The sequence below is a fragment of the Methanobacteriaceae archaeon genome, assembly GCA_013403005.1.
Classification (GTDB): Archaea; Methanobacteriota; Methanobacteria; order Methanobacteriales; family Methanobacteriaceae; genus Methanobacterium.
The window spans coordinates 383,430-390,000 of the sequence record JACBOA010000001.1; the positions used below are offsets into that span (position 1 = coordinate 383,430).

Consider the following 6,571-nt stretch of genomic DNA (forward strand, 5'->3'; position numbering starts at 1 on the left):
CCTTAATATGTGTATATATGTTGGAAGATGTTATTAAATTGTTGGATTAAAATTACTAATTAATGGATACTAATTCATGAAAATCTTAGGTTAACATGGGCTGCGAATTTTATGCAGATATATGTACAAAATTTATAGAGTTCTACACATTAATTTTTGATTAACATTATACCCATAAATTTAAAGGATAATTTCTTTATTTCTACTGGAAAATGATTTATGTAAGTTTAAAGATAATAATAGACAAATTATTCTATATTTATCAATGAGGGGGACTGTTAAAATTACTGAAAGCCCAACATATACTGTTGAAGGTAAGGATAATAATATTGAAGTCAGGTTTTACCCAGGTTATATTCTAGCCCAGGTCGATGTGGAAGCAGATTATGATGAGGCTATTAGTGTGGGATTTTCCATACTGGCCAACTATATTTTTGGGGCTAATACAAAACGTTCTAAAATCGCAATGACGGTGCCAGTATCTGGAGAGAACATATCTGTTTCTGAAAAAATCCCCATGACAACCCCCGTAACTGAGGAAGCTGTGGATAAAGATTTTAATGAATCAGAAAAGATCCATATGACTGCTCCAGTTACTGAAGAATCAGTTAAAGACTGGGAAAAACCCAAAAACTATCCGCTAACTCGAAAGAATTCAGAGTCTCATATTTACAGAATATCCTTTACCATGCCTTCTGAATATACTCTGGATACTTTACCCATTCCTGAAGATGATCGTATTAAATTTAAAGAAGTCGTTAATCAAAGAATGGCTGTTTTAAGATTTAAAGGAAGGGTTAATCATAAATTAGCTGAAGAAGAAATGAATGAGTTAAAAAGATGGCTGAAAACAAATAATATTAAGCCAAAATCAAATTTTATAGTTGCACAATATAATCATCCTGCGGTTCCAGGTTTTCTCAGAAGAAATGAAATTATGGTTGAAATATAACCTCTAATTAATATCCTGTTGAATTTCATAACAATTTCCCTGCAAAATTCAGATTAAAATATTACATTTCTAAATTAAAGAGTTTAAACTGAAATTTTTTGAATGGTAAAATGGTTCAGAATGGTAAAACATTATGGGTCGAGAAGTAGAATATAAGGGGTTCGAGAATGATATGTGAAAATTGTGGGGCTAAAATCTCCAAATGGGAAACTTACTGTCCTAAGTGTGGGATGGATCTGATCAGTTCTGAACATAAACCCCTGCAACAGAAGTTCCTTCGAGGTGAATATCGGGATGTGGAAGAAGTTACAGTTAAGCCATATAACTTGGAAGATGAAGACTATTTTGAGGATAAATATCAAAAGAAACCCTACGCTGAACCACACCAAAATTGGGATGATTATGATCCTGATTTTACACAGGAATATGATGAAGACGAAGGTCGAAATAGGGGTAAAACTAGGAAATATAGTGATCAAGGCTATGATCAAGATTACCACCAAGATAAGGATTATAATAACAGATACAATCACAAAAATCGTTCCAGAAGAAAGTATAAGAAAAATTACCCTAAACAGAAAAAATATCTTACTCGGGGTTATGATCTTGATGATGAATATTTTGACTCAGAACCAAAATCGGGTTCTATCTGGACAACAGTAATCCTGTTTTTAGTAGTGGCATTGCTCATGGGATTTGTGATGGGATTCATTTTCTTTTCAGGCAGAATCCAGAACATATTCCATTAACTTACCCTCTCTTAGTCAGAAAATAAACTATGGAGTGTTAAAAAGAATCTTCTTTTGAGTTAATTCCTTTTTGCCCTTTTTGCCCTTTTGATTTTGGTGATATTATGAATATTTTAATAACCGGTCCACCTGGTGTGGGTAAAACCACCATCTTACAGGAAATTAAAAAACATATTAAAAATAGAGGATATTCTGTTGGTGGAGTTTACTGTCCAGAAATCCGGGAAAAAGGTATGCGAACAGGTTTCAATATTATTGACATAAGTTCTGGGAAAAAAGGAATTCTGTCCAGTGTACACAACAATAACCGTCCCAGTGGTCCAATGGTGGGTAAATATAAAGTTAATTTGAATGATATCAGGAAAATTGCAATACCTGCCTTGAAAAATGCTCTTGAAACTGCAGATTTTGTATTCATAGATGAAATTGCACCCATGGAACTGAAAAGCAGTTCATTTTCAAGTGCAGTGTGGGAAGTGATGGAAAGCCAGAAACCAGTTATTGCAGTTATTCACCAGCACTCACAGCATCCTTTTATTTTGAAGGTTAAAAATAGGGAGGATGTGATTATTTTTGAAATTACATTGCAAAACAGGGATTCCATCCTTGAAGAAATACTCGGATTATTGGATTAAATTGAGATAATAACCTTAAAAAAACTAAAAATTACTATTTAATTTTACAAAACAGATTCAATGGATTTGAACAAATATCTATAAAAAATATTCATATAAAATTAATATTCCTAGGAAATATTATTATAAAATTGTAGTTGAAGTAGTTAAAGAAATTAAAAGATATTTAGTAGAAATTCTCCGTTTTCAATCCTTTTTTTTAGTTCACTGGCCAGTTCGCGTGCACGTTTAATATCAGACTGACGGCAGCTAACTTCTAAAGATTTTTCCTCACCTTCCCAATCAATTGTCACCTTCCCTCTTTCCATGTGGAAGGTGCCGAAGGGACAGGAATAGGCACACATCCCACATCCAAAACACCGAGCTTGGTTTAGCTGGTGGTTCTCATAGGCTCTGGTGGGGCATCTCTCCTCCACCACACAGGTTCCACAGTTTTGACAGAATTCCTTTTCATAGGTTGGTCTTTCATCAACATTCCGCCACACTTCATAGGTGGTGTGACTTAAGACACTGTGCCGTCCTCTGATGTCTGCAATAGGCAGTGTTATATCCTCATTTTTTATGAAGGTTTTTTGAAGTATTTCATCATCCAGGACCGGTATGGCAGTGGCCACACTATTGTAAACTTCAGGGCCTGCCCCTGTACGGAAACCACCCAGATAATGAGGATCCATCTTCTTCATATCAGCGGTGATCATCATATTAGGCTTTTCAGGGGTGCTTCTAGTCCCTGTATCGATGAATAGTCCTTCAGAGTTGTTAATAAGTAATTTACTACCTTTAAGGATTGTTTTAAGTTGAGGGTCGTTCTGGAGTGGGTTGAGTTCTCCGCAACCAGAAAATGAAATTCCCTTGAATGGTCCTTCCATGTCCACTGCATTGAATATGGAAGAAACAGGTTCAGGAGATGGATTTATGAAAGCAGTGTAATTTTTAAAGGCAAAACGTGTCCCAATCATCTGTGCAGTTTTAAAATCATCCAGAGTCGCAGTGGATTTGATAATATTCCCCTGATAATCTTCCACTTCTATTTCTATTTCTTCACCTCGCAGGATATCTTTGAAAAGGAACCCTCCCCCGTACTGGGTTTGATATAGACTGTGGGCAGTGCCGTAAACCATTAAATCAACCGACCCCAACCATTCATTGGGACAGGGCCCTGGGAAGCCAGGAACACCATTTAAAAGGATATTTTTAGCTTTTTTAAAGGTTCCTGGTTCTGAAACAGGTATGTGGAAGATGGCTGCTGTTCCAGACATTATGCCACAGGTTCCAGTGGTTACCACATCAATATCTTCTGCAGTGGGTTCTTCACCTTCCATAACCAGACGAGTAACTTCTTCTGCAGTAAGGACTGTTGCTTCACCATCTTTGATTTTTTGATTAATTTGCTGGATGCTTTTTTTCAACTAAATCCACCTACATAAATAAATCCATGTGCATGGGTCATAGATAATTCGAACCTAAAACAATCTGAAATAATAATCAAAACTACAATGAGGAAATATTAATACATGAAATGCCCAGTTCTTTCCCCTTTTTATTTAGTTATACTCTGTTAGATTTATGGTTAAAATCCGTTAAGACTTTTCTGAGCCAATTTATCCTTCAGAGTTTCCCGAACAAATTCCAGTGCTTCTTCTAGTTTATCAGGGTCTTTTCCTGCTCCCTGGGCCAGGTTTGGCTTTCCACCACCTCCACCACCCATAACTTTTGCGGCTTCTTTGATGATTTCATTGATTTTAACACCCCTATTCATAGCTTGGGCTGATGCAGCGCCAGCAATCTTCCCTTCAGAGTTTCCCAGGACAACCAGGTCTACTTCACCAGTATCGGTGAGTTGGGTGACCATTTGGACCAGTTCACCTATATCTGCATCTACAGTATCAGATAGAAAGCTTAATGAATCGATTTTCTCAGTCTGATGTATGAGAGATTCAGTTTTAAGTTTGGCCAACTGGTCTTGCAGGCGTTTAATATCATTTTTGAAAGATTTCCATTCTGTGAAGAACCTTTCACTGGTCTTAGGCAGTTGGCTGGCTTCAACTTTGAACACAGCAGCACTTTTGTGTAAGAGGGCATCTTGCTTTTGCATGTGCTCCACTGCTGCTTCTCCAGCGGAAAATTCTAAGCGTTCCACTCCATCCTGAATCCTTTCTGTCCGGTTTACTTTAATCAAACCTATCTGTCCAGTATGTTGGCAGTGTGTCCCGGCACAGGCCTGTACATCCACACCCGGAATCTGAACTACTCTGATACTGGTCCCGGGAACCACCCCTCCCTGGTAGAGGATAAATCCATATTTTTTCTCGGCTTCAGCACGGTTCATCCATTGAGTTTCTACAGGGATATTTTCCATAACCCATCGGTTGGCAATGATTTCGATTTGGTTCAAATCTTCTTGACTAATGCGCTGGTAATGTGATAAGTCTATTCTCGATTTTTTAACACCCTTCTGAGCTCCAGCCTGCCATATATGATCTCCAAGCACCTTTCGTGCTGCTGCAACTAGAAGGTGGGTGGCAGTATGATTACGGGCCAGGGCAATGCGCCTATTCCAGTCAATAATTCCTTTAAGGGTTGAACCAGTCCGGTGTTTTAGTTTCGCAAGTTTTTCATCTTCCACTTTGTGCAGAACAATCCCGTCTACCTTCTCAGCATGTAAAACCCTGATTTTCTCTTGGCCGGTGTCTATGAAACCTATGTCTGACGGTTGGCCTCCTCCTTCCGGATAGAATAGGGTGCGGTCAAGAATGATGTTATTTTCATGTGTTCCCAGAAATTTGGCATTGAACTCTGTTTCCTGAGGTTCATCATAGAATAATAGATTAGTTTCTGCAAAATCCAGTTCTAGTGGGATCTCCTCTTCAATCTCTTCTTCAGAGTGTTGAGCTGCTACCAGGGTGTAGAAATTATCTGGGACATTCACTGAGAAGTGAAGTTCTTTGGCAATCTCTTCTACAGTATCCGGTGGCAGACCCTGTGAGTCATAGAGTTTAACAAGGGTTTCCAGGGGCATTTCATCTTTATTATCTTTTTTAAGGTATTTAACGGTTTTTTTAACCATTTGTTTTCCTTTGCGGATGGTTTTCTGGTAACGTTTTTCTTCCAGTTCAATTACTCTTAAAATATGCTCCTGATGATTACGGATCTCTGGATAAGTCTGGGAGAGGAAGTTAAGCTGAATATGCATTATATCTCCCAGGGACTGTTTTAAGTCTAATTTTTTTATGAATCGGATGGTTCTTCTGAGGATTAGGCGAGCCAGGTAACCTTCTTTTACATTGGAAGGTATGACTCCATCGGCCAGCATGAATGCCAGACACCGGGTATGATCAGCAATAACGTAGATGGCTTCCATGGGCTCGGTGGCTTCTTTCAACTCTTCCATGGTGATTCCCAGTCTCTCTGCCACCTTGCTGCGTAGTACCTTTAAATCTGCGATATCTTCAATGTCCATCATCCCTGCGACCTGAGCGTTTTCTCCCAGGATGCGATGGTTTAGTTCAACGCCAGCCATTTCCTGCAATTCTTCTATTACTGGTCCAAATGAAGCGTCATAGGCAGTTGGTGTGCCTTGACTTATCCAGGCGAACCTTTCCAGCCCATAACCAGTATCCACAATTTTCAGAGGAATTTCTTCCTTATCTCCACCGGGTAAGGTTCGGTACTGGATGAATACCAGGGTGGCCAGTTCCACTCCCCTCACGCACACTTCATAGCATGGTCCGGAGTTTCCTCCACCTTCCCACCAGGACTCGATAAAGGTTATTTCTTCTTCATTTATACCCAGATGAGTTATAAAGTCATGACAGTATTTAACAGTCTCATCTTCCCAGTAAATCTGTTCATCTTCAGAATTAAAGGCATGGTGTCCTCCCATGGTGAAACAGGTCATGTGCCTGCCAGTTCGTCCCACATTATCCACATCATTGAGACGTATTGAGGGTTGGGCTACTACCAGGGGATTTGCTGGGGGTTTGACCTGTCCAGAGGTTACCCAGGGTTGAAAGTTATATATGGATGCTCCCACCAGGAAAACATCATCCCTCCATCTTTTTGCAAGTACTGGATATCTTCTGATGGGTTTGTGGCCTCTTTCCTGGAAGAAGCGGGTGAATAGATCATGGATTGAGAATAAATCATATTTTTGTGGTGTGGCTGGGTTTCCAATGAACTGGTATTCATCACAGGGTGCATCTCCACACGTTTCACGTTCTCCTATGGACCAGAAA

The 6,571-nt window shown here is 39.2% G+C and carries 5 protein-coding genes (1 of these 5 running past the window's edge); 3 read left to right on the plus strand and 2 right to left on the minus strand.

Going from position 1 to position 6,571, the window contains the following annotated elements:
• Positions 1 to 283 precede the first annotated feature (283 nt).
• The 3 genes from HVN35_01830 (at position 284) to HVN35_01840 (ending at position 2,336) form a co-directional block, all read left to right on the plus strand.
• Positions 284 to 952 carry a heme-binding protein gene (locus HVN35_01830; GenBank protein ID NYB51294.1) on the plus strand — a complete coding sequence of 223 codons (669 nt, stop codon included), beginning with the start codon at positions 284 to 286 and terminating at the stop codon, positions 950 to 952.
• Between the two features lie 167 nt (positions 953 to 1,119).
• Positions 1,120 to 1,701: a zinc ribbon domain-containing protein gene (locus HVN35_01835; GenBank protein NYB51295.1), complete on the plus strand. Its 582-nt coding sequence runs from the start codon at positions 1,120 to 1,122 to the stop codon at positions 1,699 to 1,701.
• 104 nt (positions 1,702 to 1,805) lie between these two features.
• Complete coding sequence (locus HVN35_01840) at positions 1,806 to 2,336, plus strand: NTPase (GenBank protein ID NYB51296.1); 531 nt, start codon at positions 1,806 to 1,808, stop codon at positions 2,334 to 2,336.
• A 155-nt stretch (positions 2,337 to 2,491) separates the two neighbouring features.
• On the opposite strand, the gene HVN35_01845 is transcribed toward HVN35_01840, so the two are convergent.
• Together HVN35_01845 and alaS are read right to left on the minus strand one after the other, a co-directional pair.
• Complete coding sequence (locus tag HVN35_01845; GenBank protein NYB51297.1) at positions 2,492 to 3,745, minus strand: methanogenesis marker 16 metalloprotein; 1,254 nt, start codon at positions 3,743 to 3,745, stop codon at positions 2,492 to 2,494.
• A gap of 161 nt (positions 3,746 to 3,906) precedes the next feature.
• Positions 3,907 to 6,571, minus strand: the 3' portion of a protein-coding gene (gene alaS / locus HVN35_01850) for an alanine--tRNA ligase (GenBank protein NYB51298.1). The gene runs 62 nt beyond the window's last position; only the last 2,665 of its 2,727 coding nucleotides appear in the window; the start codon falls outside the window, past its right edge; its stop codon occupies positions 3,907 to 3,909.

Excerpts from the sequence above, each read along its gene's own strand:
- HVN35_01840 (NYB51296.1), top strand. The coding sequence starts at position 1,806 with ATGAATATTTTAATAACCGGTCCACCTGGTGTGGGTAAAACCACCATC.
- HVN35_01835 (NYB51295.1), top strand. The coding sequence starts at position 1,120 with ATGATATGTGAAAATTGTGGGGCTAAAATCTCCAAATGGGAAACTTAC.